Consider the following 25,533-nt stretch of genomic DNA (forward strand, 5'->3'; position numbering starts at 1 on the left):
GAACTACATGTTCTCCGAGCGCGCGCAGAACGTGAACAACGAGGTCGAGATCCTGCGCGACCCGAGCATCGTGCGCGGCGAGTTCGAGGCGCTCAAACGCATCACGCCGGCCGGCGACCTCGGGCCGCCGCCCGCGGAATGGGGCGCGTGGCTGGTCTACCAGGGGCGGCAGCTCGTCCGCGCCGCCAAGGACGTCAAGACCTGACTGCTCGACACGGTGCGGGTGCCGTTCGAGGCGGTCGGCCTGCTGCGCCACCTCGACCCCGACGAGAAGCTCTACGAGGCCTATCTCGCGTCGTTCAAGGTCGTGTTCGTCAAGGAGACGGACGTGATCCTCACGGCCTTCACCTGGACCGACCCGACGTTTGCCGCAGACGCCCTGAGGCGTCCCGGCGGCAGGCGGCGATCGGCCAGAGCGACGCGGCGCTCGCCTTCGGCCGGCTCGGGCAGCAGAAGGGCTTCCTCACCGACGAGATCACCCAGACCCGGCGCCGCATCGACGAGCTGAAGACCGGCACCGGGCTCGATTCGCAGCCGGTGACCTCCTCGGCGCTCGTCGCCCGCGCCGTGCCGCCGCGGCTGCCGAGCGGGCCGAACCGCGCGCTGATCCTCGGCCTCGCCGCCGGGCTCGGGCTCGCCGCCGCGCTCGCCTACGTCGCGCTGGCCGAGGCTGCGCGCGGCGGTGCGCAGGTGCGGCAGGCCGATGGCGTCGTCGCCGGCCGCGACCGCCGCCGTCCAGGCTTCCGCCACGAGGCGGTCGGCGAGCCCCGGCAGGCCGCGGGCCAGCGTCGCGGCAGCGGCCCGGGCGACCTTCGAGATGGCCGCCCCGTGGCGGGCGACCGCCGCATCGACGGCGAAGGCGGTCTCCGATGCGGAGAGCAGCGGCGCCGGAACGGCCTGCGCCCCGGGGACGCCCTGCGGCACGCCCGCGATCAGCCAGCCCACCGTCGGCACCCCGGCCCCCAGATGCGCGAGCGCCCGGAGGAAACCGGGCTCGGCGACCGCGCCGACATCGGCCATCACGATCGCCGTCCTCCCGGATGGGCGATCGCTGCCGAGGCCCTCGGCCAGGCTCTGGGTGAGACGCGCGAAGGTGGTGGTGGGGGTACAGCGGATGCCGAGCACGCGCGTCCGGCGCGCCAGCCCGTCGGCGACCGCGGAGGCGACCGCCGTGCTGCCGCTGCCCGCCGGTCCGGCGAGGCAGACGGGCCTGCGCGCCCCGGCCACCAGGACCTGCAGCCGCCGGACGAGGCCGTCGCGGCCGACGAGGCCGAGCGATCGGGCCGCCGGCGTGGCGCGGGGATGGATCGCGGCGGCGCCACCGGGGAAATCCGGCAGGAGGCAGTCCTGGGCTGTCGCGCGCATGGTGGGGCGTCCCGGTCGGGCGGCACCCGGCCGCCCGTCGCGAGACTGTCCCGGCTGAGTGAACATCGTCTTAACCCAAAGTTGCATAAATATAATAATGCAGCCCTGGATCATCATGCTCCGGTCGGGGATACCGGTTCAGGCCGGCGTGCCGGTCACGGTGAGCGCGTCGCCGGTGCCGCCCCGCCGTGGCGGGCGTTCCCGGCCCGCCCGCAGCCCCTGCCGTGACGACCGCCCATGAAAAAGGCCCGGCTTCGCAGCCGGGCCTCGATGAGCGTCTCGGGGTATCGAAACCTCGCCGGGCGGGCCCGTGGAAGGGCCGCCCGGCGCCTTGTCCTCAGAAGTCGCGCTGGACGCGGGCACGGACCTGGAACACGTCGTCGCTCGTCTGGGTGCGGACGGGGCCGCCGGCGTTGATGGCGGCGATCCGGGCCGCCGAGTAGGCGGTCGGGTCCTTGTCGAGGTTGATCACCCGGCCGTTCTGGACGCCGATCTGGGTGTACATGCCCTCGAGGCCGATATCGAGGTCCTTGACGGGCGACCAGATCAGGCTGGCGCCGGCGACGATCTGGTAGGTGTCGCGCAGCGCCTGGCTGAGGGTGAAGAACCGTGTTCCGGGCCTGCCGACGGCGTTCGAGCCGCCCAGCCCGGTGACGGTGAAGGCGTCGCCCTGGCCGGCGCGGACGCCCGCCCCGAAGGCCTGCTCGCCGTAGCTGCCGAAGAAGGCCGAGCGCAGCTCGGGGCTCCAGTAATGCAGCACCGAGCCGACCGCGGTGAAGCTCTGCGAGAGCGACATCTGACCGGTGAACGGGTTGATCACCGCATCGCTGAAGTACTGGCTGAAGCCCTGGCCCTGGATGGTGATCGCCGACTGGGCGTAGGAACCGGAGTAGTTCGAGTAGCCGGTGTAGGACTGCGCGCCGACGCCGTAGGCGCCCTGGAGGTAAAGGGTGTCGCCCGGAGCGATGAACGGCAGGTTGACCTTCACGCCGCCCTGGACCGCGTACCCGTACTCGGACGCGGTGTGGGCGATGCCGAGGTTGCTGCCGGCGCCGGTGCTGGTCGTGGAGACGTTGCCGACGTTCAGCTCGTGCACGGCGGCGGTGAGCTGGGCCGAACCCCACGGCGCATCGTAGCGGAGCGCGCCGACGAAGTCGGGGAGCCGGTTGCGCTCGATCGCGTCGACGAAGGCGAAGCGGGTCGGCACGGCGCCGGTGTAGCCGACGAAGACCGGCACCGGCGAGTTGCTGAGGCCGAAGTTCGCGAGGTTCGAGTTCACCGCGGCCGCGGCCGGGTTGACGGTCGGCGAGAAGATCGGCGAGCGGCGGAAGCTCGGGTCTTCCATCGAGATCGTGGCCGAGAAGCCGTTGCCGATCGTCGCGGTGTAGGCGGCGAGGTTGGTCGAGGAGACGTCCGAGCCGCCGGTGGCGCCGATGAACTCGAAGTCGTGGGCGTAGAAGTCGAAGAACGACGAGGCGCGGCCGGCGGTGAAGCCCGCGAACTGCACGAAGGCCTTGTCGACGTTCGCGAACTGCTGCAGGCGGCCGAAGCCGTCGACGCCGAGCGCCGGGTAGGCCTGGGCGATGCGCTGCTGGGTGCCGGAGTTCATGCCGCCGTAGCCCGAGCGGCTGCCGGCGTCGAAGCGGACGAAGGCGCGCAGCGTGCCGTAGGCGGTCTGGGTGCGGGCATCGAGGTTGATGCGCATGCGGCCCTGGTAGCCGGTGGTGTCGCCGTAGCCGGTGCCGTTCTGGCGGGAATAGGTCGGCTGGTAGCCGAGCTCGAGGCGGGCGCGGCCCGAGAGGCGCAGGCAGGTCTCGGTGCCGGGGATGTAGAAGAAGCCGGCCCCGTAGGCGGAGCAGACGCGGACGTACTCGATCGGGGCGGCCTTCTTGACCGGCAGATCGGCAGCCTGTGCGCCGGCGACGGCGGCGAAGCCGGCGGCCGAGGCGAGCAGGGTGCTCTTCAAGAGCTTCATGACCATCTCCAAAAGCTTCGAGACCCGAGGATGTGCAATCGCGCGGCCGAGGCCGTCGCGTCGCACGTCGTTGTGCGGCCCGCTTCTTGTGTGTGCGGGCTCCATGGGCTCGCTTTGGCGATGCCCCCAGTGCCGCAACACTGTGTGCGAACCGGTTCCCGCGAGCAACGCCGAATCTTCGCCGAAGACCGCGTGCCAGGGGTGCTGTTGCAGGACGGCAACGGATCGATAGGCCTTTAGCCAGCTTGCCATCGGATGTGTCGATCTGTTTGCTGGCGATCTGCTTGCTGGAAGGACGTGCCGCATGCGCCCGGAACTCCGGGCGCGGTCGTCGTTCCCCCCGTCAGTCACCGCATCGGGGGCACCCGAACCGCTCCGGCGCGGTGTGATCCGGTGGTGATTCGCCGGAGGTCTCGGATCGGGCGCCGCCGGAGCGCGCCCGGTCGGCGCGATCGAACCGCCGTCCGGAGCATCGTCTTTTAACAACAATATCTTACACCGTGGTATAGAAAATCCTTAATTTAACTGTACGGATCGGTATGAATTGACAACAACAGGCTGGGTTGGCTTCAGTCGCATGGCTTGAATGGTGTTGCATGCGATGATTTCCTCCCACGACATTCGCGAGACCCTCGGCGGCATCGAAGCCCTGTCCGGGGCCGTTGATCGGCTCGCCGACGACGACGACCTGTTCGACAAGGGACTGTGCTCGTTCGGCTCGGTGCAACTGATGCTGGCGCTCGAGGAGCGGTTCGGCGTCGAGTTTCCCGACCACCTGCTCAACCGGCAGTCCTTCGCGACGATCCGCGCGATCCGGACGACCGTGGCCTCCCTCGCGCAGCCGGCGGCGACGTGACGACGCCCGCCGAGCGCACGCGCCGCGTCGCGCAGGTCGCGGCGCGGCACGCCGACGACGTCGACCGCGAGGGGCGGTTCCCGTCCGAGGCGGTCTCCGCGCTCCGGGCGGAGGGCCTGCTCGGAATCCAGATCCCGGAGCGGCTCGGCGGCGAGGGCGCCGACATGAACCGGATCGCCGAGACCTGCTTCGCGCTGGGGCAGGCCTGCGCCGCGACGGGCATGATCTTCGCGATGCACCAGATCAAGGTCGCGAGCCTCGTCACCCACGGAGTCGAGAGCGCGTGGCACCGCACGCTGATGCAGCGGGTGGCGCAGGCCCAATTGCTCGTCGCCTCGGCGACCACCGAGGGCGGCATCGGCGGCGACCTGCGCAACAGCCTCTGCGCGGTCGAGGCGCACGGGGACGTGTTCAGCTTCCGCAAGGACGCGACCGTGATCTCCTACGGCGCCCATGCCGACGTGATCCTCGCGACCGGCCGCCGCCACGCGGACGCCGCCGCCTCCGATCAGGTCCTCGTCGCGCTCCTCGCCGACCAGATCACCCTCGAGCGCACCAGCCGGTGGGACACGCTCGGCATGCGCGGCACCTGCAGCGACGGCTTCGTGCTCGCCGCCCGCGACGTGCCGACCGTCCAGATCCTGCCGAAACCGTTTGCCGAGATCGCGGCCCAGTCGATGCTGGCCTCCTCCCACCTCCTGTGGAGCAGCGTCTGGTTCGGGATCGCGAGCGGCGCGGTCGACCGGGCGCGGACCTTCGTGCAGGCCGAGGCCCGCCGCCGTCCGGGCACGGTCCCGCCCGGCGCCCTCCGGCTCGCTGAGGCGGTCAGCGCGCTGCAGACCATGAAGGGCGCGATCCACGGCGGCCTCCGGCGCTTCGCGGAGGCGCAGGACGCGCCCGACGAACTCGGCTCGATCGGCTTCGCCGTGGTGCTGAACAACGTGAAGACGACGGCCTCGACCATGGCCGTCGCGATCGTCCAGCTCGCCCTCGGGATCGTCGGGATCGCCGGCTACAAGAACGGAACGCCGTTCAGCCTCGGCCGCGCGTTGCGCGACGTGCTGTCGGCGCCGCTGATGATCAGCAACGACCGCATCCACGGCAACACCGCCAACCTCCTGCTGGTGCAGAAGGGCGGCGGCCAACTCCTGAGCGCGTGATGGACAGCTTTTCCGGACCGATCCCCGCCGCCTCGCCCGAGGCGATGCCCGCCCTGCCCGCCTCCGGCGAGGCGGAACCGATCAGCTTCCTCGACAGGCTGTTCGACAGCGGCCACCTCGTGCGCACCGGGATCGACGGCCTCTACGGCCGCGGCGGCGACTTCGAGCGCGTCGTGGAAGCGATCGACGCCCTCGTCTCCCGCCTCGGCGCGGAGGACGGCGCGGAGCGGATGCGCTTCCCCCCCGGCATGAGCCGTCCGGCGTTCGAGCGCAGCGGCTACCTGAAGGGCTTCCCCAACCTCGCCGGCACCGTGCACAGCTTCTGCGGCGACGAGGCCGGCCATGCGCGCCTGCTGGCCTGTGTCGAGGCCGGCCGGGACTGGACGCAGGACCAGGCCTGCACCGACATCGTGCTGACGCCGGCCGCCTGCTACCCGCTCTATCCGGTCGCCGCCGCGCGCGGGCCGCTCCCCGCGGACGGGCTGCTGTTCGACCTGCAATCCTACTGCTTCCGGCACGAGCCCTCGGTGGAGCCGACGCGGATGCAGATGTTCCGCATGCGCGAATACGTGCGCATGGGCAGCCCCGATCAGGTGCTCGCGTTCCGCGAATCCTGGCTCGAGCGCGGCACGGCGATGATGCGCGACCTCGGGCTGCCGCTGGCGGTGGATGCCGCCAACGACCCGTTCTTCGGCCGCGCCGGGCGGATGCTCGCCAACAACCAGCGCATGCAGGGGCTGAAGTTCGAGCTCAACGTGCCGGTCAACAGCGAGGTGCAGCCGACGGCGTGCCTGAGCTTCAACTACCATCAGGACCATTTCGGCAGCACCTGGGAGATCGCGCAGGCCGACGGCGCGACAGCCCACACCGCCTGCGTCGGCTTCGGGCTGGAGCGGATCACGCTGGCGCTCCTGCGCCACCACGGCCTCGACCTCGCCGCGTGGCCCGCGGACGTCCGCGCCCTGCTCTGGGGCTAGGGTCGATGTCGGCCGCCCTCGCCGTCGCGGCCTGCCTGGAGCCGCCGCACGCATCGCATCCGCTGCACGCGCCCGACCGCGTGTGGCCGGAGACGAACTGCTACGTCGATCTCTGGATCGAGCTGCTGCACGCGCGCGGCCTCGAACCGGCGGCGATGCTCGGCTTCACCCTGCGCCAGGACTTCGAGGGCGACCAGTTCACGTTCTCCAAGCCGTACGCCGCCGACCTCGACCGGCTGTACGGGCTGGAGATCCTGGAACTCGCGGTCTACGACGGGCTTGAGGCGCAGGCGCGGGTGCAGGTCGCCCGGGGGCTGCCCGTGCTGGTCGAGGTCGACGCGATCCACCTGCCCGACACGGCCGCGACGACCTACCGCCGGGAGCATGCCAAGACCACGGTCGCGATCCTCGGCCTCGATCCCGAGCGACGCAGCCTCGATTACCTGCACAACGCCGGCCGCTTCACCCTGCGCGGTGCCGATTACGACGGCCTCTTCGGGCCGACGACGCTGTTTCCCTATGCCGAGTTCGTGAAGGCGACGGGCTTTGCCCTCCCGCCCGACGCGCTCGCCGGGGCGGCTCTCGAACTGCTCCGCGCCCACCGCGGGCGCGCGCCGCGGAGCAACCCGGTGCTGGCCTTCAGGGCGGCGCTGGAACGGACCGGCGACGGGCTGGTGCGCCAGCCGCTGGGCGTGTTCCACCGCTACGCCTTCAACACCACGCGCCAGCTCGGCGCCAACTTCGAGCTGCTGGGCAGTCATCTCGCGTGGCTCGACGCGGCGGGACTGGCCGATTTCGGGCCGGCGGCGCAGGCTGCCGCGGGGCTCGCCCGCGAGGTCAAGGCGTTCCAGTTCCAGCTCGCCCGCGCCTTCGGCCGCCGCGACGCCGCGCCGCTGCCTGCCGGACTCGACCGCCCCGCGGCGACCTACGAGGCCGTGTTCTCCGCCCTCGACCGCGCCCTGCGCTGAGGGGGACGCGTTGGCCCGCATCCACGCCCTCGACGGCATCCCGGCACGCGCCGTCGAGGGGCCCTGGCAGCTCCTCCTGACGCCCCCCGGCGCCTGCGCCGCACCCCGCGACGCGTCCGCCCGGCCCGACTGGATCGCGGCGCGCGTGCCGGGCACCGCGGCCGCGGCGCTTCGTGACGCCGGCCTCTGGTCCGAAGCCGAGCCGACGCCGATCCACGACCGCGACGTCTGGTACCGCACCCGGTTCGTCGGCCGCGGCCGCGAGTCCCTGCGCTTCGAAGGGCTGGCGACGCTCGCCGAGATCTGGTTCGACGGCGCACGCATCCTCGAATCGCGCTCGATGTTCGTCGCCCACGACATCGCGGTCGAAGCCTTCGGCACCGTCGAACTCGCGATGTGCTTCCGTTCGCTCCGGGCCGAGCTCGCCCGCCCGAACCGGCGCGGACGCTGGCGGCCCCGCCTCGCGACCCCCGGATCGCTGCGCCACGTCCGCACGAGCCTGCTCGGCTTCATGCCAGGCTGGTGCCCGGCGATCGATACGGTCGGCCCCTACCGCCCGGTGACCCGCACCGCGGTCGGCGGCGGCGTTCCGCGGACGCTCTGCGCCGACCTGCGCGCCGACCGCGTCGGCACGACCGGCCGGCTGCGGCTCAAGCTTGCGCTCGCGGACACGCCGGCGCGGTCGCTGACCCTGCGCTGCGGCGGGGCCGAGACCCTGATCGAGGCCGGGGCGCCGGGATCGTTCGCTGGCGAACTCCTGGTTCCCGATGCCGCCCCGTGGTGGCCGCACACCCACGGCGAGCCCCGCCTCCACCCGGTCGAGGCCGAGATCGACGGGCATGTCCTCGCGCTGGGGCGCGTCGGCTTCCGCACGATCGCGCTCGCCCGGCCCTTCGCGGAGGGCCTGAGCCTGACCGTGAACGGCGTGCCGGTGTTCTGCCGCGGCGCCTGCTGGACGCCCGCCGACCCCGTCGGGCTCTCGGCCGGGGCCTGCCGCCCGCTCCTGTCGCTCGCGCGCGAGGCCGGGATGAACATGCTGCGCGTGCCCGGCATCACGCTCTACGAAGCGGACGCCTTCCACGATCTCTGCGACGAACTCGGCATCCTGGTCTTCCAGGACCTGATGCTCGCCAACTTCGACTATCCGGTCGGCGAACCCGCCTTCCGCGACCTGCTGCTGCGCGAGGTCGACGGCTTCCTCGACCGGACGCAGACCTCGACGTCGCTCTGCGTGGTGTGCGGCGGCAGCGAGATCGCGCAGCAGGCCGCGATGCTCGGCCTGCCCCCCGACGCCTGGACCGGCGGCCTCGCCGGCGAAGACCTCGCCGAACGCGTCGCGCGTCGGCGCCCCGACCTCGTCGTCGTGCCGGACTCGCCCTCCGGCGGCGACCTGCCGTTCTCGACCGATGCCGGCCTGAGCCATTATTACGGCGTCGGCGCCTATCGCCGGCCGCTGGAGGATGCCCGCCGGGCCGAGGTCGGCTTCGCCTCCGAATGCCTCGGCTTCGCCAACGTCCCCGAATCCGCGACGCTGGCCGAGGCCGGCCTTCGCGACCCGGCGGGCCCGCTTTGGGCCGCCGCGATCCCGCGCGACCGCGGGGCGGAGTGGGACTTCGAGGCGGTGCGCGACCATTACTGCCGAGCCCTGTTCGGGCTCGATCCCGAACGCCTGCGCCGCGACGAGCCGGAGCGATACCTGGCGCTCGCCCGCGCGACGAGCGCCGAGGTGATGGAGGCGGTGTTTTCGGAGTGGCGCCGGGCGCGCTCGCCCACCGCCGGCGGCCTCGTCTGGCTGTTTCGCGACCTCGCACCCGGCGCCGGCTGGGGCGTCGTCGATGCGGCCGGCCGTCCGAAGGCGGCGTGGTACGCGCTGAAGCGCGCGTTCCGGCCGGTGCAGGCGGCGTTCTCGGACGAGGGGCTGAACGGGCTGCACGTCCACGTCCACAACGAGACCGCCGAACCGCTCCACGCGACGCTCCGCCTCGCCTTCAGCGATCCGGCGGGCTGCGTCGTGGCGCGGGCCGAGCGCGCGGTCGCCGTCCCGCCCCGCGGCTCGGGCGTCTGGTCGAGCGCGACGGTGCTCGGACGCTTCTTCGACGCCGCCGGCAGCTACCGCTTCGGGCCGGCCGCGCACGGCCTCGGCCATGCCAGCCTGATCGATGCGGCGCGGGGGCAGGTCCTCGCCGAGAGCTTCCACTTCCCGCAAGGGCGCGATCCCGAGCCCCGGCCGATCGGGCTGACGGCGGAGATCGTCCCCGGGGCGTCCGCACCCGTCCTGCGGGTCGCCTGCGAGCGCCACGCCCTCTGCGTCCGGATCGAGACCGACGGCGCAAGCCGGCCCTCCGACGACGGCTTCCACCTCGCCCCCGGATCGGAGCGGCGCATCGCCTTCGTCGGCGGCGGAATCCCGAGCGGGACGGTGGGCGCCCTCAACACCGGCGAGCGCGTGAGGTTCTGAGCGATGATGCATGAAGCCCTGCCCCAGGCCCTGTCGCCCATCGCGGCGGAACCGGTCGTCGTCGGCGACCTGTTCGGCTGGTTCAGTCCCGGCCTCGGCCGCCGCGGCGTGATCCTGTGCGGGGCGACCGGCTTCGAGCAGCTCTCCGCGCACCGCCCCTGGCGGGAGCTTGCCGGGCGGATCGCCGCGACCGGCTGCGCGACCCTGCGCTTCGACTATCCCGGCGAGGGCGATTCGGGTGATGCGGGCGCCGGGTCGCTTACCGCGTGGCTCGGGGCGATCCGCCGGGCGGTGCGCTTCCTGCGCGAGGAGGGGCACGTCGAGGAGGTCGTCCTCGTCGGGCTCCGGCTCGGGGCGACGCTCGCCGTGCTCGCGGCGCAGGAGGGCGGCATCGACCGGCTCGCGCTGCTGGCCCCCTGCCGGACCGGGCGCGGCTATCTCCGCGAGATGAAGCTGCGGGCGCGGGCGCTCGACGCGCCGTCCGACGGCACGACGCCCCCAGAGGAGCCAGGCCATCTCTCCGTCGGCGGCTTCCCGATCGGCCCCGGCCTCGCCGCCGAACTGTCGGCGATCGACATCGGAACCGTCCCGGTCGCGCCGGCGCCCCGCATCCTCCTGCTCGGCGCCGACACGAACGACCTCGCCGCCCGCTACGCCGCGCTCGGCGCCGACGTGACGCGCGGGCCGATGCCCGGCCTCGCCTCGCTCGTGGGCAATCCCCTGTTCGCGGCGACGCCCGATGAAGCGTTCGCGACCGTCGTCGGTTTCGTCGCGGAGGGCGCCCTCGCCCGCCCTGCCCGGCAGCCCGCGCCGGTCGCGCCGGCGAAGATCGCCGGGGCGGGCTGGCGCGAGGTGCCCGTCCGGTTCGGGCCGGGCCTGTTCGGCGTGCGGTGCCGGCCCGCCCGCCCCGCCCCGCGCGCGCCGACGATCGTGTTCCTCGCCGCCGGCCTCAGCGCGCATTCGGGCTGGGGCCGGCAGACGACGCAGGCCGCCCGCGCGCTGGCCGCGTCGGGCGTCCCGTCGCTGCGCATGGACCTGCGCGGGATCGGCGACAGCCCGGATCGCCCGGACGGCACCGCGCCGCTCTTCGCGGCCGACACCCTGGACGACATCCGCCACGCCCTCGACGACATCGAGGCGCGCGGCGACGGACCGGTCGTCCTCGTCGGCACCTGCAGCGGCGCCTATGCGGCGTTCCACGCCGCCTGCCGCGACCACCGCGTCGCGGGCGCGCTGCTGGCCAACCTCCCCCGCTTCGACTGGCACCCCGACGACGACCTCGACGCTGTGATCCGCAGCACTGTGGGCAGCGCGGCCACCTACGCCGCGATGCTCGGCCGGGGCGCCACCTGGCGGCGGCTCGCCAAGGGCGAGATCGGCGTCGGGGCGATCGCCGGGGTGCTCGCGCGCCGCGGCCTGCGGCAGGCCCGGCGCCGGTGGACCGACCTGTTCAGGCCCGGCCCGGTCGGCGGCAGCGTCGCGCGCCGCGTCGCCGCCCTGCGCCGGCGGGGGGCGCACCTGCGCCTCGTCTACGGCGCCGGCGATCCGGGACTGGCGGCCCTGCGCGCCCAGCTCAGCCGGTCGCCCGCGCGCGTCGCCCGCCACGTGGGCGCGCCGGTCACGATTATCGCCGGGACCGACCACAACCTCGGCACGCCCGAAGCGCAGGCGCGCTTGGCCGCGATCCTGCGCGACCTGATCGAGAGCGTCGCCAAGGGGCGGCCCTGACGGGACGGGAAGGCGCCGGTCTCACCGTGTGCGTGGCGGCCGGCGGTCAGGCCGACTCCCCTGCGAGCCCGACCGCCGGCCGGGCAGCGCCGGCGGCCACGCGCCTGATGACATCGGACAGGCTCGCCCGCATCCGCGCCGCGCCGTAATGGGAGAGCGCCTTCGCCCGCGCGTGCGCGACCTGCGCCGCGACCGCCGGAGACGGCACGAGGACGCGCGCGACCGCCTCGGCGAGCGCAGCCGCATCGCCCGGCGGCACGAGGGTGCCGCCCGCGCCGCGGTCGAGGATCTCGGCCGCGGCGCCGGCATCGCTCGCGATCACCGGCACGCCGACCAGCATCGCCTCGACGAGCGTGCGCCCGAACGGCTCGGGGGCGATCGACGGGTGGATCACGGCGTCCACCGCCCGCATCAGGCGCGCCACGTCGTTGCGCTGCCCGAGGAACCGCACCCGGTCGCCGAGCCCGCGCTCGGCCACGCGCGCGCGCAGGTCCGCCGCGTAGGCGTTCTCGCCGAACAGGGCGGTGCCGGCGACGATGCAGCCGACATCGGGAAGCCGGGTGAGCGCCTCCAGCACCACGTGCTGGCCCTTCCAGGGGGCGAGCCGGCTGAACACGCCGACCAGCGGCCCGGCCGGCAATCCGAGCCCCGCCCGAAGGGCTGCGGGATCGCCGGGCTCCTCGCCGAGGTCGAGGCCGTTCGGGACGACCTCGACGCGCGCGGCGCGCCCGCCCGCCGCGACGAAGGCGTCGGCCGCCGCCGTGGACGGCACCACGACGCGGGCCGCCCGCGCGTTCGCGAGGCGGATCTGCAGGCCGCGCTGCGCCCGGCCGAAATGGGCGCCGTCGAGGATGTCGTGCAGGTGCCAGACCAGCGGGCGGCCGACGAGGCCGGTGGCGATGGCCGCGAGCACGAACGCCTTCTGCGAGTTGGCGTAGACGACGTCGTGGCCCCGCGCGGCAAGCGCGATGTCGAGGGTCGTCGCGACGAGCCGCCCGGCCAGCGGGACGGCGCGCCGGAGTGGGCCGTCGCGGCGGATCGCCGACAGCCCGGCCCCGTGCCGCGCCCGGACGACGGCGAGACCCAGGCCCCGCATCGCGGGCGCGAGCGGGCCGTCCTCGAACAGGAAGGCTGTGGCGCCCGGCCACGGCTTCACCGCGTCGAGCAGCACCATCTCGCCGCCCGACACCGTGCTGGTGTGGTTGACGAACAGCACGCGGGGATCGCGCATCACGCGGCCCCGAGGTAGCGCCGCGCCGGTTCCTGCCCGGTCTCGTAGAACGGGTGCTCGTCGGCCCGTACCATGGTGATGGCGATCCCGAACACGTCGCCCCCGGCCTCGCGCAGGCCGTTCACGGTGGCCACGGTCGCGGCCACCTGCGAACGCCCCCAGCGGGCGCAGCACAGGACGCCGTCGACCTGCCGGGCCAGGACCTGGGCGTCCATCAGCATGTTCGCGGGCGGGCTGTCGAGCAGCACGAGGTCGTACCGCTTCGCCCACAGCAGTAGGTCCGCCATCCGTGCGCCCATCAGGAGCTCGGTCGATTCGGAGGTCGGCGCGCCGGCGGCGATCGCGTCGAGGTTGGGCGTGTCGGTCGCCGTCACGGCCTCCCGCGGCAGGATCTCCCCGCGCAGCACGCCGCCGAGGCCGGGACCGCCGGGCAGGCCGAGGGCGCCCTCGAAGACCGGGCGGCGCAGGTCGCACTCGACCACGAGGACGCGCCGTCCCCCTGCCGCGCTGAGCTGCGCGAGCGCGAGCGCGGTGAACGACTTGCCCTCGCCGGGTGCTGCCGAGGTGACGAGGATCGCGCGGCTCCGGCCGTCGGTGCCCGCCAGCATCAGCCGGGCGCCGAGGTTGCGCAGCACCTGCTGCATCAGCGGGTCGCGCCGCGCGTCGCGGAGCGCCGCGGCCAGCGGCAGGTCGCCGCCGCCTCCCATCCGTCCGAGCAGCGCCGTCGCGCGCCGCAGGTGCGGGAGCTGCGCGAAGACCGGCGCGTGGGTGATCGCCGCGACCTCGGACGAGGCCCGCACGCTACGGTCGCCCCGTTCGCGCAGCAGGGCCGCCGCGCTCGCCAGCACGAGGGCAAGGACGAAGCCGGCGCCGAGGAACGGGACCGGCTTCGGCGTCGACGGCGAGGCCGGCAGCTCCGCGAGGCTGACGAGCCGCGTGCTGCCGACGAGGATGCGCCGCTCGGTCTCCAGTTCGTTGGCGCGCTTGTACAGGTCGGCGTACTGGCCGCGCTTGATCTCGGCGTTGCGCACCATGCCGGCGACCACGGCCTCGTCGTCCATCGCCGCGGCGACCTCGGTCCTGACGGTCTCCATCTGCTGCCGCAGCGACTTGGCCAGCGCGCTCGACGCGTCGTAGGTCTTCTTCAGGCCGGCACCGATGCTCGCGACCTCGCGCTCGACGCGCTGCTTCAGGCTCGCCTGCTCGATGCGCAGCGCCTGCAGCGTCGGATGGTTCGGCCCGAGGACCGTGCCGCTGTTGGCGATCTGCGCGCCCACCACGTTCATCTGCTGCTTCAGGTCGGCGATCGTGCGGCTCGCCAGCACCGCGGGCGCGTCGGCCGAGCCACGTCCCTGGGCGGCGTTGATCTCGCCCAGGCGCGCGGCGGCGTCGGCCTTGGCCGTCTCGGCGACCGAGAGCTGCTGGCTGATGGCCGTCAGGCGCTCGGAGGTGATCGGCGCGCTGGCCCCCGACATCAGCCCCTTGCGGCGGCGAAAGGCCTGGATCTTGGCTTCGTCGTCGCGCAACGACGCGTCGAGCTGGCGGATCTCCTTCCACAGCCAGTCGGTGGCCGCCTCGCGGCTGTTTGCCAGCACGCCGCGCTGGTCGTCGAGGAAGGCGGTGATCAGCGCGTTGGTCAGCGCCTGCGAGACCTCCGCGTTCGGCGACCGGTAGGCGATGTTGATGATGCGCGAGCGCCCGACGCTGGTGACGACGAAGCGGCGCTGGAGGTAGTCGACCAGCAGGTCGGTGTTGCCGCGCATGGTCCCGCATCCGTCGTCCGCGGGCAGGATTCCGGCCAGCAGGCCGCCGGCGGCGGCCTGCCGGCACTCGGCGAGCACCTTCTCGACGACGTCGCCCGAGGCGACGAGGCGCATGATCCGGGCCGAGCGGATCACCAGCATCTGGCTCTCGATGTCGGCCGGGTCGCCGAGCTTCTGAATCCAGGCGACCGACGCGTTCGCGTTGTTGTTGCCCGGCTCCGGTTCGGCCACGATGACCGAGCCGACCGCGAGGTACTGCGCCGGCACCGCCATGAGGGCGGCCACCGCCAGGGCCAGGACGGTCGCGAACACCGCGGCGAACAGGCGGCGCCGACGCCAGACCATCGCGACCGGACCGGCCTGGCGGACGGCCGGCGCCGGGCCGATGCGTTCCGGGTTGAGGTAGGACGTCGTCATCGTCGGCCACCGGGCTTGGCGCCGCCGCGGACCGCGTTCGCGGAGCCGTGCGGCGCTGAGGGACAAACGCCGGCCTTTCCGTGGGGAGGGCCGGGGCGAAGGCTCGTGTCAGGCGAAGGCTCGTGTCAGGCGAGGGCCTTGAGGCGTGGCCTGTAGCGTTCCCGGCCAGGAACGGGATCGTGGTGCAGGGCCAATTGCCGGTCGACGAACGCCGCGAACCGGGCGCGGAAGCCCTCCGGCGCGAACTGCGCCGCCTGCGCGCGGCAGGCGGCGCGCGAGAACGTGCCCTCCTGCCCGACGAAGTCGCGCACGCACGCGGCGATCGTGGCCGGTTCGGGATCGGCGAAGAACATCCCCGAGCGGTTCGGGGCCAGGTCGGCGACCGTCTCGCGGGCGCCCCCGCGGCCGAGCGCCAGCACGGGGGTGCCCTCCGCCTGCGCCTCGACCACGACGATGCCGAAATCCTCCTCCGCCGCGAAGACGAAGGCGCGCGCCGTGGCCATCAGCTCCCGCAGCGTCTCGTCGCTGACATGTCCGGCGAAGGACACGTTCGGCCCGGCGATCTGCCGCAGACGCCGCTCCTCGGAGCCGCTGCCCGCGACGACGAGGCTCAGGTCGGGGAGGGATGCGAAGGCCGCGACGACGTTCTCGACGTTCTTGTATGGGACGAGGCGGCTCGCAACCAGGAAGTGGCGCGCCCGCGGCCTGTCGCCCTTCAGGCACGACTGGGTGACGGGCGGGTGGATGACCTCGGCCTTGCGGCCGTAGACCTTGCGGATGCGCCGCGCGACGAAGCGCGAATTGGCGACGACCGCATCCGGGCCGTGCGCCGTGCGGCTGTCCCACAGCCGCATCCGGTGCAGGACCATGCGGGCGACCATGCTCTTGACGCCGTGATCGTACCCGCTCTCGCGCAGGTACGTGTGCTGCAGGTCCCAGGCGTACCGCATCGGCGAGTGGACGTAGGCGACGTGGACCTGGTCGGGGCCGGTCAGGATGCCCTTGGCCACGGCGTAGCTGCTCGAGACGACGAGGTCGTAGGCCGACAGGTCGAACTGCTCGATCGCGATCGGCATCAGCGGCAGGTAGGATCGATGGCGCGTCCGCACGAACGGCATCCTCTGGAGGAAGCTGGTCCGCGTCTCGCCGAGCCCGATCCGCGCGCGATCCGCCGGACTCAGGAAATCGAACAGCGTGAAGACGTCCGCCTGGGGATAGATCGCCAGGATTTCCTTCAGGACCTTCTCGGCGCCGCCGACCACGTACAGCCAGTCATGAACGATCGCGACGCGCATCTTCGGGGACCTCGGCCGACCGGGCATAGGGGGAGGAGATGTCTTCTATCGACATGCAACCTATAAGTGTATTACGCTCTTAGGTCGATACCAACGCAGACTTTACTAGATGACACCTTCCAGTATCGAAAAATCGATGCGTAGTCCTTCCTGTCGAATGGTCCGAGATGGCAAATTCCATCGTCTTGGTGAATATTAACTAGCGTGCTTCCCGACGAAGTGGACACCGGTCGATCGCAGGGCGCCGCGACGCGTGGGCTCGTACAAGGTCGGTAATCACCGCGTCGGAGCGTGCGCCAGCACCGCGTCCAGCACCGCCTCGTAGGCTCTGGCCGTGGCGGCCCAGGTGTAGCCCGCCTCGTTGCGCCGCCCCCGGGCCGCCAGATCCGCGCGCAGGCCGGGCTCGTCGAGGAGCCGCCGCAGGCAGGCGGCGAGGGCCGCCGGGTCGGACGGGTCGAAGGTCAGGGCGCCCGCGCCCGCCACCTCCGGCGTCGCGGACCGGTCCGAGCACACGACCGGGCAGCCGAGCGCCTGCGCCTCCAGCACCGGCAGGCAGAAGCCTTCCGCGAACGAGGGGACGCAGAGGCACAGCGCGCCGCGGTAGAGCGCGGCGAGCCGGGCATCGTCGATGCGCGACAGGCGGATCGGGCGGAGCGCCGAGCCGAGCCGCCGCAGCGTGCCCGCGATCGTGTCGCCCGGGTCCTCGCCGACATGGACGACGGCGAGGTCCGGCCGCTCGGCCGACAGCCGCGCCGCCGCCTCGGCGATGAGCCCGAAGTTCTTGTTGTGCGTCGCGTTTCCGACCGCGAGCACGTAGCGCCCCGCGACCTCCGAGCGGGCGTCGTCGGCGCGGATCGCCGGATCGAGGACGGACGCCGAGGGGATCACCCGGACGCGGCCGCGGGCGGCCGGATAATGATGCTCGAGGTCGCGCCGCGTCGCGTCCGAGACGGCGACGACCGCGTCGTTGCGCGCCAGCATCAGCCGGACGATCAGGTCGCTGGTGCGGGCCTCGCGCGGCCCGGTGCTATGGGGGATCGTCTTGAAATACAGGTCGTGCACCACGACGACCCGCGCCTTCCCGCCCGCACCGGCCCCGTAGGGATCGATGTTGAGCACCACGTCGATGGCGTGCCGCCGGCAGCAGGCCGGGACGGTGACGAGCTGGGCCAGCACGTCGAGGACCATGATGCGCGGGCGCGGCACCGTCACGACCTCGACCGCCTCGCCAAACGCCGCGGGCAGTTGCTCGCGCGACCACGGCGAGCGGAGCACCACGGTCAGCCCCGGCCGCGCGGCGAGCGCGCCGATCAGGCCGAACGCGACCCGCGCGACCCCGGACGGCTTGCCGCCGAACTGGCTCGGCATGTTGACGAGGACGCGCTTCATCGCCTGGCAATAACCTCCCGCTACGCTGGCCCTCGCACGCGAAGAGTGAGCGGATGCGTATTCTCCATCTCACCTCGCTCTACCAGCCCGAGCAGGTCGGGGGGGCGGAGCTGATGGTGGAAACCCTCGTGCGGACGCAAGGGGGGTTCGGTCATCAGGTCGGCGTCGCCTGCCTGTCGCGCCGGGCGGCGGCGCCCGACGAATCCGACGGGTCGACGGTCTATCGCATCGGGCACGGCACGCCGTTCCACGTCCTCGACTGGTCGGGGCACGGCCGCTTCGACCGCCTGCGCTACAAGCTGGCGACGCAGTGGGACGGGCGCACGCTCGCCGCGATGGCGGCGGCGGTGCGGGATTTCCGGCCGGATGTCGTCAACACTCACTCGATGTCGGAACTGACGCCGCGGCTGTGGCCGATGCTGAGGCGGCTCGGGGTGCCGATCGTCCACACGCTCCACGACTTCACGAGCCTGTGCACCAACGGCGCGATGATGCGGCACGGCCGGGCCTGCGCCGCGCAGCACGCCAAGTGCCGGCTGTACGCGGTGTTGCACCGCTTCTGCCAGCGGCCGGTCGATGCCGTGGTCGGCGTCGGCGAGGACATCCTGGCGCGCCATCTCGCGGCCGGATTCTTCGCCGGCGTTCCGGCCGGCCTGCGGCAGGTGATCTGGAACCCGATCGAGACGGGTGCGCCGCCCGCGCCCCGCGCGCTCCCCGCCGGCGGGATCACCTTCGGATACCTGGGCCGGATCGAGCCTGCGAAGGGCGTCGACGTGCTCCTCGACGCCTGCCGCCGCCTGCCGGCCGCGGGCTGGCGGCTGCGCATCGCGGGGCGCGCCGCCGACGGGCTCGACCGCTACGAACGCAGGGCCGCCGGCCTGCCGGTGAGCTTCGACGGCTTCGTCGCCCGCGACGCCTTCCTCGATGCCCTCGACTGCCTCGTGGTCCCCCCGGTCTGGCCGGAAGCCTTCGGGCGCACCGTCGCCGAAGCCTATGCCCGGGACGTCCCGGTGATCGGCACGGCGACCGGCGGCATCGCCGAGCAGATCGGGGGGGATTGCCCGGGCTGGCTCGTTCCGCCCGGCGACCCCGCGGCGCTCGCCGCCGCGATGGCGCGGGTGGTGGCCGATCCGGGCCTGTTGCCGACGGGGCTCGGGAACGCGCCCGCGGTCAGGGCCGCGATCCGGCCCGAGGTCGTCGCTGCCCGCTACCTCGACCTGTACCGCACCCTCCTCGCCCGCGAGCCGGCCTTGGCCGGCGGATCAAGGCCGCATGCGCATCCTGCATCTTAGCTCGCTCTATCCGCCCCACATCGTCGGCGGGGCGGAGCGTTCCGTCGAGCATCTGGCCGAGGAACTCGCCGGCCTCGGCCACGCGGTCGGGGCGGCCTGCATCGCGCGGCAGCCCGAGCCCAGGACCGTGCGCAACGGCGTCACGGTCTATCGCATGGCGCATCACAACGACTTCTGGCTCGAGGACTGGGCGCGGCACGGCCGCTTCGCCCGCAACGCGGCCAAGCTGAAGCAGCAGTGGAACTTCGCCGTCGCCGCCGATTTCGGCCGGGTGCTCGAAGATTTCCGACCCGACATCGTCAACACCCACTCGCTGCTCGACATCTCGACGCTGGTCTGGCGGGAGGCCGCCCGGCGCTCGATCCCGATCGTCCACACGGTGTGCGAGTACGACCTGATCTGCGGCAACGCCGCGATGTTCAAGCACGGCAAGCCGTGCACGCACTGGCACCTCGGCTGCCGGATCGTGAACGCCTCCAAGCAACTCACCAACAGGTGGGTGAGCGCGGTCGCGAGCGTCGGCACCGAGATCCTGAAGACCCATGTCGAGCACGGGCTGTTCCGCCACCTCGCGCCCGCGCGCCGCCGGGTGATCTACTATTCCTGCACGGTGCCGGACGGCGACCCCGAGGCGCGCCGCCGGATCGACCGCACGGGTAAGCCGATGACGTTCGGCTATCTCGGGCGCATCAACGTCGAGAAGGGCGTCGGCACCCTGATCGACGCGCTGGCCGGGATCGGCCCCGGCGACTGGCGCTGCCTGATCGCCGGCCAGGCGATGGACGGTTCGATCGAGCGGTTCCGCGCGCGGGCGGAAGGGCTGCCGATCGACTTCGTCGGCTGGGCCGACCCGAAGGACTTCCTCAGCGAGATCGACGTGCTCGTCGTGCCCTCGTTCTGGGCCGAGCCCTCCCCGCGCACGGTCTACGAGGCCTACGCGATGGGCGTGCCGGTGATCGGGGCGGATTCGGGCGGCATCCCCGAACTGATCGGCGCGGACAACGCCGATTGGCTGTTCAGGGCCGGCGACGCGGCCGACCTCGCCGCGCGGATTCGGACGGTCCTCGCCCGCGGCCGCGGCTGCCTGCCCGACGAGCGTTCGTTCCAGCACGTCCTGCGGGAATCGACCTCCGCGCGCGTCGCCGCGAAGTATCTCGACCTCTACACGGAACTCCTCGACGAGCGCCGCGCGGCCGCGCGGCCATGATCGCGCGCCGAGCCCGCCCCGGGCGCGTCCCGGCGCCTTCCGCGCCGCCCCGGCGCCGACGGTCCGCCGCACGCCGGGCGCGTCGTCGTGGAGCCTAGCCCGACCCTACCCGCCGCGCCTGGGCCGGCGGCAATCCGTCCGGTCGAGGACGCGGTGACGCAGCGGTCGTTCCGGGCGGCCGGGTGGGTCGCGCTCAGCGCGACCGGCAACGTCGTGCTGAGCTTTGCCGTGTTCCTGGTGCTGGCGCGGCTGCTCGATCCGGCCGCGTTCGGCCTCGTGGCCGTCGCCATCGTCTTCATCGACATCCTGCTCATCGTGACGCGCGGCGGCCTGCCGGACCTGCTGATCCAGACCGAACGGCTCGACGAAACCTTCGCCGACACGGCCTTCTGGGTGGCGCTGGCCTCCGGTTGCCTCTATGCGCTGGCGCTCATCGCCCTGTCCTGGCCGATCGCTTGGCTGCTGCGGCTCCCGGAACTCCAGCCGGTGCTGGCGGCGCTCGCGGTGACCTTCGTCGTCTCGGCGCTCGGCGTGATCCACGAGGCGCGGCTGCAGCGGCGGTTCGGGTTCCGCAGCCTCGCGCTCCGGGCGCTCGCCGCCAACCTGATCGGCGGGTCGGTCGCGGTCGCGCTCGCGCTCCACGGCTTCGGCGTCTGGAGCCTCGTGATCCAGCGCCTGCTCGCGACGGGCGCCACGACGATCCTGACCTGGGTGGCGTTCCCGTGGCTGCCGGGGCGGCGGTTCGACCGCCGCCTGGCCCGCCGGCAGCTCGCCTTCGGGTCGCGGGTGTTCTCGACGCACCTGCTCCTGACGCTGAGCATCCGCAGCCAGGAGGTCGTCGCCGCCTGCTTCCTGTCCACCGCCGAGATCGGCCTCCTGCGGATGGCGTGGCGCTGCATCGACCTGATCAGCCAGGTCGCGGTCATCCCGCTCGCCTCCGTCGCCCTGCCGGCCTATGCCCGGCTCCAGGGACGCCCGCGCGAGCTCGCCGCGGCCTTCGACGGGTTCGTGGCGATGTCGGCGGTGCTGGCGCTGCCGGCCTTCCTCGGCATGGCCGCGGTGGCGCCGACGCTCGTCCCGCTGCTCTTCGGCGAGCAGTGGCGCGACGCGGTGCCGGTCCTGCGCATCCTCGCCCTGCTCGGGCCGGAATTCGTCGCGACCTCGCTGCTCTGGGCGCTCTTCACCGCCTCCGACCGGACCGGTACGGCGCTGGCGCTGGCGGCCGGGCAGTTCGCGATCACGATCCTGGCCGCGGTCGTCACCGCGCCGTTCGGGCTGTCCGCCCTCGTCGTCGGCCACGTGCTGCGCGCCTACCTGTTCTCGCCGCTGGTGGTGGTCGCCGCCGCCCGGTTCGTGCCGGTGGGCAACCGGCGGATCGCCGCGGCGCTGGCTCCGATCCTCGCCTGCTCCGCCCTGATGGCCGCCGCCGTCCTCCTCGCGCAGGACCAGGTCTATGCGAGCCTCGGCCCCCGGGCTGGCCTCGCGGCGGTGATCGGCCTCGGCATCCTCGTCTACGGGGGGCTGTCCGGGCTGTTCCTGCGCGAGACGCTCCGCGGGAGCCTCGCGCTGATCCTGAACCGCAGGAAGGCGGCCTCGCCCGCCTCGCCCGCCTTCGTCCCGGCCGCCGCGCCCGATCCGGTCGGGTCGGGCGCGGCGCCAAGTCCTCGTTCCCGCGATGGGGAGGCCCGATCGTGACCCGACGCCGACACCCCGATGCCGGCCCTGCGACGCCGGCGGGGCCGACCCGCCGTGCCGTGCTCGCGGCGGGCGCCCTCGCCCTCGCGCCGCGCCCGGCCGCGGCCGGCCCGCTGCCGCTGCACAAAGCTGAGGATTTCACGCACGCGGTCGGCGTCAACACCCATTTCGGCCACCCGGCGTCGCCTTATGTCGGCCTGTTCGAGCGGTGCGCGGCGGCGCTCGACGAACTCGGCATCCGGCACCTGCGCGACGACATCGTCCTCCAGGGGCCGGAGCCGCCGCCGCAGTTCCAGCGCATCGCGCGGCTGGCGCGCGACGGCTACCGCTTCAGCCTGATCTTCTACGACGGCCTCGACATCGCGCCGCTCGTGCCGCCCCGGCGGCTCACCGACATCGCGACCTGGAGCGCGGGCGGCCTCGAGATCGCCGAGGGCGGCAACGAGCCGAACATCGCGGCCGGAGGCCCGACCCGCGCCCGCGCGTCGGCCGAGCATCAGCGCGCCCTCTACCGGGCGGCGCGCGGCGACCCGCGCGCGCAGGCGGTCAAGGTCGCCGGACCGAGCTACATCTTCGGCAACGTCGCGGCCGCGGAGAACCTGGCGAACGCCGTCGATTTCGGCAACATCCACCCCTATCCCGGCATGGAACACCCGGAGACCGACGGCAACGGCGACCTCCGCCGCTTCGTCGCGGCCGTGCGCCCGGTCTTCGGCGGCGCGCCGATCCTGGCCACCGAGAACGGCTACCACACGGCGCTCGCGACCGAGAGCTTCCACCTGCCCGTCTCCGAGGCGGTGCGCGCCCGCTACATGCCGCGGCTGCTGCTCTGGAGCTTCCTCCAGGGCGTGCGCCGCACCTACCTCTACGAGCTGATCTCCAGCCAGGACCGCGGCGACGCCGACCCGGAGAGCCGCTTCGGCCTGCTCCGGCACGACGGGTCGCCGATGCCGGCCTTCCGGGCGGTCGCGAACCTGATGCGGCTGTTCCGGCCCGGTGCCGCGGGCACCGCCGTCCCGCCCGACGTCGCCCTCGAGACCGAACGGCCCGACCTCCAGGCCGCGCGCTTCCTGCGCGGCGACGGCGCGCTCCTCGTCCCGATCTGGCTCGGGGTCGGCGCCTGGGACCAGGGCCGGCGCCGGGCGCTGCCCGAGCTTGCCCCGCGGCCGGTCGGCCTGCGGCTCCCGGCCCCGCCGAACGCGGCGCGGCTCCACCGCTTCGCCGACGACGGCTCGGTCGGCGTGGAAGCCCTCGCGCCGGACCGGCGCCTCGCCTTCGGCATCACGGACCGGCTCAGCGTGCTCGAACTGCGGTAGCGCGGATCGGCACCCCGCGCCGCGGAGCGCGCAGGTCGGCCGGGTCGATGGCGCCGGAGCGGCGTTCCGCCGACCGCCGGAGACGGCGCGAGGATGCGCGACGGGGCGTCCCATCCGCGACAGGCAGCGGATGGGGCTGGCTTTTTCGACGGATCACGCTCCTGCCGCGCCCGCCGCCGGAGCCGTCCGCGCGCCGCCGACCGCAGGGCGATGGCACGGATGGTGCCTGGATGGCGCCGCGCCGGCGTGAGGGTTGCACGTCCCGGCGCGCCGGCACACCCTCCCCGGCACACCCGCCGCCTCCGTACCGGAAAGTCCTGATGTCGCGTCTGTCGGCCGCCTGCCTGATCGCGGGCCTGCTCGTGTCCGCGCCGCTCTCGGCGCAGACCCTGCGCTACGGCATGATGGAGGATGCCGACGCCCTCGACCCGACGCTCGCGCGCACCTTCGCGAGCCGCATGGTCTTCGCCGCGCTCTGCGACAAGCTCGTCGATATCGGGCCCGACCTGAAGCCGGTGCCGCAACTGGCAACGCACTGGGAGCTCTCCCCCGACGAGAAGGCGCTCACCATGCACCTGCGCCCCGGCGTCCTGTTCCACGACGGGGAGAAGCTCGACGCGGCCGCGGCCAAGTACGCGATCGAGCGCCACCTCAAGCTGCCCGGCTCGCAGCGCCGCGGCGAGATCGCGCCGATCGACACCGTCGAGGTGGTCGACGACCTGACCTTCCGGATCGTCCTGAAGACGCCGTTCGCGCCGCTGCTGGCACAGTTCACGGACCGCGCCGGGATGATGGTCTCGCCGAAAGCCGCCGAGCGGCTGGGCGACAGGTTCTCCACCGCGCCGGTCTGCGCCGGGCCGTTCCGGTTCGTCGAGCGGGTGCCGCAGGACCGGATCGTCGTCGAACGCTTTCCCGACTACTGGAACAAGGACCAGATCCAGATCCAGCGCATCGAGTTCCGGCCGATCCCCGACACCACGGTGCGGCTGACGAACCTGCGCGCCGGCCAGCTCGACCTGCTGGAGCGGCTGGCGCCGACCGACGTGGCGCAGGTGACGCGCGACGCCAAGCTCAAGCTCGGCTTCGTCTACGAACTCGGCTTCCAGGAGATCCTGCTCAACCCGAAGGCGGGCTCGCCGCTCGCCGACCCGCGGGTGCGGCAGGCGCTGGACCTGTCGATCGACCGCAACGCCCTGAACCAGGTGGTGTTCAACGGCGAGTTCCTGGCCGGCAACCAGTGGGTCAGCCCCAGGCACCCGAACTACGTGAAGGAGTACCCCGTCCCGAAGCGCGACGTCGCCAAGGCGAAGGCGCTGCTGGCGGAAGCCGGGCAGAAGACGCCGCAGATCACGCTGTCGGTCTACGCCAACAGCGAGGCGCCGCAGGTCGGCCAGGTGATCCAGGCGATGGCCAAGGAGGCGGGTTTCGACGTGAAGATCCAGGCCGCCGACTTCACGACCCTGCTCGACATGGCCGACAAGGGCAACTTCGAGGCCTACCTCTATTCCTGGTCCGGCCGGCCCGACCCCGACGGCAACACCTTCAGCTTCCTCGGCTGCAAGACGCCGCTGAACTACACCCGCTACTGCAACGCCGACGCCGACGCCGCGCTCCAGGCCGAGCGCGGCACCGTCGATCCTGAAAAGCGCCAGGCCGCCTGGAAGCGGTTCGCCGACCGCATCCTCGCCGACCGCCCCGGCATCTACCTGCTCCACCGCAAGCTGCTCTGGGCCTACAGCCCGAAGCTCACCGGCTTCGTGCCCTACCCCGACGGCCTCGTGCGGTTCACCGGGCTGACGCTGAACTGATGCTGCGGTTCCTCGTCAAGCGCCTCGCACTCGCGGTTCCGACCCTGGTGCTGGCCTCGATGATCATCTTCGCCCTGCAGCAACTGCTGCCGGGCGACGCCGCCACCGCGCTCTCGGGCGAGGAGCGCGACCCGGCCGTGGTCGCCTTCATCCGCGAGAAGTACCACCTCGATCGGCCGTTCCCCGTCCGCTACGGCTACTGGGCCGCAGGCGTGCTCCGGGGCGACCTCGGCGAATCGATCCGCCTGCAGAAGCCGGTAGGCGAACTCGTCCGCGAGAAGCTTCCGGTGACGCTGGAACTCGCCTGCCTCGCCATGCTGGTGGCGCTGGCCATCGGCGTGCCGATGGGTATCCTCTCCGCGGTCCGCCGCGGCACCTGGGCCGACACGCTGGCCAACGGCGTCGCGCTCTGGGGCCTCTCGGTGCCGAACTTCTGGCTCGGCATCCTGATGATCCTGCTGTTCTCGGTCCAGCTCGGCTGGCTGCCGGCCTCGGGCTACGTGCCCCCCGGCGAGGGCCTGATCGACAACCTCAAGGCGATGGCGATGCCCGCCTTCGTGCTCGGCAACGCCATCGCTGCGGTGATGATGCGCCACACCCGCGCGGCGATGCTCGGCGTGCTCGGCTCCGACT

18 protein-coding genes and 1 pseudogene are annotated in these 25,533 nt (G+C 73.0%); 13 read left to right on the forward strand and 6 right to left on the reverse strand.

All coding sequences use genetic code 11. The features are described from left to right. Positions 1–205, forward strand: a pseudogene (locus ACFE86_RS10180) (lipopolysaccharide biosynthesis protein); the annotation flags it as partial. Positions 206–285: 80 nt separating this feature from the next. Here the strand turns inward: ACFE86_RS10180 and ACFE86_RS10185 are convergent. Next, positions 286–1,365 carry a hypothetical protein gene (locus ACFE86_RS10185; RefSeq protein ID WP_375455221.1) on the reverse strand — a complete coding sequence of 360 codons (1,080 nt, stop codon included), beginning with the start codon at positions 1,363–1,365 and terminating at the stop codon, positions 286–288. A 337-nt stretch (positions 1,366–1,702) separates the two neighbouring features. Continuing rightward, on the reverse strand, positions 1,703–3,340 hold the full coding sequence (locus ACFE86_RS10190; protein ID WP_375455222.1) for a porin: 1,638 nt from the start codon (positions 3,338–3,340) through the stop codon (positions 1,703–1,705). A gap of 601 nt (positions 3,341–3,941) precedes the next feature. Here ACFE86_RS10190 and ACFE86_RS10195 point away from each other — a divergent pair. The 6 genes from ACFE86_RS10195 to ACFE86_RS10220 are packed head-to-tail and all read left to right on the forward strand — an operon-like array spanning position 3,942 to position 11,487. Next, entirely contained in the window at positions 3,942–4,196 is a 255-nt protein-coding gene (locus ACFE86_RS10195) for an acyl carrier protein (RefSeq protein WP_375455223.1), read from the forward strand. After that, the gene (locus ACFE86_RS10200) at positions 4,193–5,356 is read left to right on the forward strand and encodes an acyl-CoA dehydrogenase family protein (protein WP_375455224.1); all 1,164 of its coding nucleotides are present in this window, start codon (positions 4,193–4,195) and stop codon (positions 5,354–5,356) included. The genes ACFE86_RS10195 and ACFE86_RS10200 overlap by 4 nt, the downstream gene beginning before the upstream one ends. Before the next feature lie 44 nt (positions 5,357–5,400). After that, a complete protein-coding gene (locus ACFE86_RS10205; protein WP_375455238.1) occupies positions 5,401–6,333 on the forward strand; it encodes an amino acid--[acyl-carrier-protein] ligase in 933 nt (310 codons plus the stop codon). Positions 6,334–6,338: 5 nt separating this feature from the next. Continuing rightward, positions 6,339–7,301, forward strand: coding sequence for a DUF1839 family protein (locus tag ACFE86_RS10210; protein ID WP_375455225.1), 963 nt, complete (start codon positions 6,339–6,341; stop codon positions 7,299–7,301). A 10-nt stretch (positions 7,302–7,311) separates the two neighbouring features. Further along, positions 7,312–9,759: a glycoside hydrolase family 2 protein gene (locus ACFE86_RS10215; protein WP_375455226.1), complete on the forward strand. Its 2,448-nt coding sequence runs from the start codon at positions 7,312–7,314 to the stop codon at positions 9,757–9,759. A gap of 3 nt (positions 9,760–9,762) precedes the next feature. Further along, on the forward strand, positions 9,763–11,487 hold the full coding sequence (locus tag ACFE86_RS10220) for an alpha/beta fold hydrolase (RefSeq protein WP_375455227.1): 1,725 nt from the start codon (positions 9,763–9,765) through the stop codon (positions 11,485–11,487). Between the two features lie 46 nt (positions 11,488–11,533). Here ACFE86_RS10220 and ACFE86_RS10225 read toward each other — a convergent pair whose 3' ends face one another. The 4 genes from ACFE86_RS10225 to ACFE86_RS10240 all read right to left on the reverse strand — a co-directional run bounded on the left by ACFE86_RS10225 (position 11,534) and on the right by ACFE86_RS10240 (position 17,582). Further along, positions 11,534–12,718, reverse strand: coding sequence for a glycosyltransferase family 4 protein (locus ACFE86_RS10225; RefSeq protein ID WP_375455228.1), 1,185 nt, complete (start codon positions 12,716–12,718; stop codon positions 11,534–11,536). Continuing rightward, positions 12,718–14,898 carry a GumC family protein gene (locus ACFE86_RS10230; protein ID WP_375455229.1) on the reverse strand — a complete coding sequence of 727 codons (2,181 nt, stop codon included), beginning with the start codon at positions 14,896–14,898 and terminating at the stop codon, positions 12,718–12,720. Before ACFE86_RS10230 ends, ACFE86_RS10225 begins: the two co-directional genes overlap by 1 nt. 125 nt (positions 14,899–15,023) lie before the next feature. Beyond that, the gene (locus ACFE86_RS10235) at positions 15,024–16,193 is read right to left on the reverse strand and encodes a glycosyltransferase (protein ID WP_375455230.1); all 1,170 of its coding nucleotides are present in this window, start codon (positions 16,191–16,193) and stop codon (positions 15,024–15,026) included. A 276-nt stretch (positions 16,194–16,469) separates the two neighbouring features. Then, positions 16,470–17,582, reverse strand: coding sequence for a glycosyltransferase family 4 protein (locus ACFE86_RS10240; protein WP_375455231.1), 1,113 nt, complete (start codon positions 17,580–17,582; stop codon positions 16,470–16,472). A gap of 53 nt (positions 17,583–17,635) precedes the next feature. On the opposite strand from ACFE86_RS10240, the gene ACFE86_RS10245 reads away from it, so the two are divergent. The 6 genes from ACFE86_RS10245 to ACFE86_RS10270 all read left to right on the forward strand — a co-directional run. Beyond that, a complete protein-coding gene (locus ACFE86_RS10245; protein WP_375455232.1) occupies positions 17,636–18,874 on the forward strand; it encodes a glycosyltransferase family 4 protein in 1,239 nt (412 codons plus the stop codon). Further along, entirely contained in the window at positions 18,855–20,081 is a 1,227-nt protein-coding gene (locus tag ACFE86_RS10250) for a glycosyltransferase family 4 protein (RefSeq protein ID WP_375455233.1), read from the forward strand. Before ACFE86_RS10245 ends, ACFE86_RS10250 begins: the two co-directional genes overlap by 20 nt. Positions 20,082–20,234: 153 nt before the next feature. After that, positions 20,235–21,776 carry a lipopolysaccharide biosynthesis protein gene (locus tag ACFE86_RS10255; RefSeq protein ID WP_375455234.1) on the forward strand — a complete coding sequence of 514 codons (1,542 nt, stop codon included), beginning with the start codon at positions 20,235–20,237 and terminating at the stop codon, positions 21,774–21,776. Beyond that, on the forward strand, positions 21,773–23,092 hold the full coding sequence (locus tag ACFE86_RS10260; RefSeq protein WP_375455235.1) for a hypothetical protein: 1,320 nt from the start codon (positions 21,773–21,775) through the stop codon (positions 23,090–23,092). The genes ACFE86_RS10255 and ACFE86_RS10260 overlap by 4 nt, the downstream gene beginning before the upstream one ends. 320 nt (positions 23,093–23,412) lie before the next feature. Continuing rightward, complete coding sequence (locus ACFE86_RS10265; RefSeq protein WP_375455236.1) at positions 23,413–24,900, forward strand: ABC transporter substrate-binding protein; 1,488 nt, start codon at positions 23,413–23,415, stop codon at positions 24,898–24,900. Continuing rightward, on the forward strand, positions 24,900–25,533 hold a 634-nt coding region (locus ACFE86_RS10270; protein WP_375455237.1), incomplete at its 3' end, for an ABC transporter permease. The genes ACFE86_RS10265 and ACFE86_RS10270, both read left to right, overlap by 1 nt.

This window comes from uncultured Methylobacterium sp. (genome assembly GCF_964244095.1).
Taxonomy (GTDB): Bacteria; Pseudomonadota; Alphaproteobacteria; order Rhizobiales; family Beijerinckiaceae; genus Methylobacterium.

Bases quoted from the DNA above. Each gene is read 5' to 3' on its own strand.
- ACFE86_RS10185 (WP_375455221.1), bottom strand. From the start codon at position 1,365: ATGCGCGCGACAGCCCAGGACTGCCTCCTGCCGGATTTCCCCGGTGGC.
- ACFE86_RS10190 (WP_375455222.1), bottom strand. From the start codon at position 3,340: ATGAAGCTCTTGAAGAGCACCCTGCTCGCCTCGGCCGCCGGCTTCGCC.
- ACFE86_RS10195 (WP_375455223.1), top strand. From the start codon at position 3,942: ATGATTTCCTCCCACGACATTCGCGAGACCCTCGGCGGCATCGAAGCC.
- ACFE86_RS10205 (WP_375455238.1), top strand. From the start codon at position 5,401: ATGCCCGCCCTGCCCGCCTCCGGCGAGGCGGAACCGATCAGCTTCCTC.
- ACFE86_RS10210 (WP_375455225.1), top strand. From the start codon at position 6,339: ATGTCGGCCGCCCTCGCCGTCGCGGCCTGCCTGGAGCCGCCGCACGCA.
- ACFE86_RS10220 (WP_375455227.1), top strand. From the start codon at position 9,763: ATGATGCATGAAGCCCTGCCCCAGGCCCTGTCGCCCATCGCGGCGGAA.
- ACFE86_RS10225 (WP_375455228.1), bottom strand. From the start codon at position 12,718: ATGCGCGATCCCCGCGTGCTGTTCGTCAACCACACCAGCACGGTGTCG.
- ACFE86_RS10230 (WP_375455229.1), bottom strand. From the start codon at position 14,898: ATGACGACGTCCTACCTCAACCCGGAACGCATCGGCCCGGCGCCGGCC.
- ACFE86_RS10235 (WP_375455230.1), bottom strand. From the start codon at position 16,193: ATGCGCGTCGCGATCGTTCATGACTGGCTGTACGTGGTCGGCGGCGCC.
- ACFE86_RS10240 (WP_375455231.1), bottom strand. From the start codon at position 17,582: ATGAAGCGCGTCCTCGTCAACATGCCGAGCCAGTTCGGCGGCAAGCCG.
- ACFE86_RS10245 (WP_375455232.1), top strand. From the start codon at position 17,636: ATGCGTATTCTCCATCTCACCTCGCTCTACCAGCCCGAGCAGGTCGGG.
- ACFE86_RS10250 (WP_375455233.1), top strand. From the start codon at position 18,855: ATGCGCATCCTGCATCTTAGCTCGCTCTATCCGCCCCACATCGTCGGC.
- ACFE86_RS10265 (WP_375455236.1), top strand. From the start codon at position 23,413: ATGTCGCGTCTGTCGGCCGCCTGCCTGATCGCGGGCCTGCTCGTGTCC.